Origin of the sequence: Enterorhabdus sp. P55, assembly GCF_009911695.1 — a bacterium.
Classification (GTDB): Bacteria; Actinomycetota; Coriobacteriia; order Coriobacteriales; family Eggerthellaceae; genus Enterorhabdus.
In genome coordinates this window covers 1-1898 of the sequence record NZ_QWKK01000203.1, presented here as the reverse complement: position 1 = coordinate 1898, position 1898 = coordinate 1, and the positions used below count along the sequence as shown (strand labels likewise).

At 72.2% G+C, this 1898-nt stretch carries 2 protein-coding genes; both read right to left on the bottom strand.

What is annotated here, in order from left to right:
* Positions 1–219: 219 nt before the first annotated feature.
* Positions 220–855 carry a GNAT family N-acetyltransferase gene (locus D1643_RS10775; protein ID WP_201751100.1) on the bottom strand — a complete coding sequence of 212 codons (636 nt, stop codon included), beginning with the start codon at positions 853–855 and terminating at the stop codon, positions 220–222.
* Positions 852–1898: 23S rRNA (uracil(1939)-C(5))-methyltransferase RlmD (rlmD, locus tag D1643_RS10770; RefSeq protein WP_160710608.1), on the bottom strand; the 1047-nt coding region annotated here is incomplete at its 5' end. The genes D1643_RS10775 and rlmD, both read right to left, overlap by 4 nt.

Here is a 1898-nt window from a genome sequence, read left to right as displayed (position 1 = left end):
CGGTGCCGTGGCCCGCAGACGCGCCCGCACCTCCGATCCCGCCAGCGCCGCCCGACTCCGCGGCTGCGGGGCGCGCGGGCCCTGCGCCCCCCTCGGCATACCCGGGCTCGTCTGCGCCTAGCCCCCCGGCCGCCTCAGGCGGGGCGGCGGATCCGGCCGGCCTCACGGCGCAGCCGTCATTCGGCTCCGCGGACGCGGGGCGCGCGCCTTCCCGCCTCTTCATTCCTGCTCCAGCAGCAGCTGGTAGACGTGCACGTCGTGGTAACGCCCGAACTTGAGGCCGGCCTCGCGCAGGGTGCCGCAGAGCTCGAAGCCCATCTTGCGATGCAGGCCGCGGCTGGCCTCGTTGTCGCCGGTGATGTGCGAGACCACCGAGTGCAGCTGGCCGCACGACCGCGCCTTGCCGAGAATGGCCTCCATGAGCAGGGTGGCCACGCCGCGCCCGCGGGCATCGCGGCGGACGTAGATGGAGAGCTCGGCCGTGGTGAGGTAGGCCGCGGGCGGGCGGAAGGTCGAGAGGCACGCGTAGCCGGCAACGCGGCCGGCCGACTCGGCCACTACCAGGGGGTGAACCTCGCTCTGGTGATCGGCGAACCACTGCTCCCACTGCTCAAGCGTGCGCGGCTCGAGGTGCAGGGGCGATACGCTGCTCACGATCTGGTGGTTGTAGATGTCCAGCAGCTCGGGCACGTCGACGGCCCGACCGGGGCGCAGGACGACGGGCAGGCTCGCCAGGGACGCGTCGGCGTCCGCGGAGGCAACGGTCGCGGCGGGGACGCCACCAGCGGCGAGGGGGCCGGTCACGGCAGGGACGGCATCGAATGCGACAGCAGGCGAGTCGGCAACGGAACTCACGGGCGGGCTCCTTCGGGACGGACGAGCAGGGCGACGGACTCGATATGATCGGTGTGGGGAAACATGTCGACGGGCTGCACGGCGGTCACCTCGTAGCCAGCGCGGACAAGCCGGCGAACATCGCGCACCTGGGTGGACGGGTCGCACGAGATGTAGACGACGCGCTCGGGCGCGAGGGCGGCCAGGGCGTCGAGGAACTCCGGGGTAGAGCCGGATCGCGGCGGGTCCATGAATACGACGAGGGGCGCCGGCGCCTCCTCGTCGGCGCGGCGAGAGGCCAGAGCCCGCATGAACACGCCGGCGTCCGCAGCCATGAACTGGGCGTTCTCTATGCCGTTGTGGGCGGCGTTGGCGCGGGCATCGCGGATGGCGGACTCCACGTTATCCACGCCGGTCACACGCGCGGCTCCCCGGGCGGCCGCCGCCAGGCCGATGGTGCCGGTGCCGCAGTAGGCGTCGACGACCTCCTGCGTGCCGTCCAGCCCAGCCAGGGCGATGGCACAGTCGTAGAGCACCTCGGTCTGCGCGGCGTTCACCTGGTAGAACGACTGCGACGAGATGCGGAAGCTCAGGCCGCAGAGGGTGTCGAGGATGAATCCGGGGCCGTAGAGCGTGCGCTCCTCCTCGCCCAGGATGACGTTGGTCCGACGCGTGTTCACGTTCTGCACCACGGTGGTGACGAAGGGGCAGCGGCGCACGAGCTCGCGGCAGAACGCCTTGGCGGAGGGAAACTCCACGCCGTTGGTGACCAGGGTGACGAGCACCTCCCCGCTCTGATGCCCCACGCGCACGACGGCGTGGCGCATGAACCCGGTGCCGGCGTCCTCGTCGTAGGGCTCCATGCCATGGCGGGCCATGATGTCGCGCACGGCCAACGTGACGGCCTTGGCCCGCTCGTTTTCCACCAGGCACGTCGCAGCGGGAATGAGCCGGTGACTGCCACGCTCGTACATACCCGTGAGGATGGCGGGCGCCGGGGCGCCCTTGCCGCGGGCGCCGCGCCGGGGAGACCCGGCGGCCTGGGCGGCAGCGCGCGCGGCGCG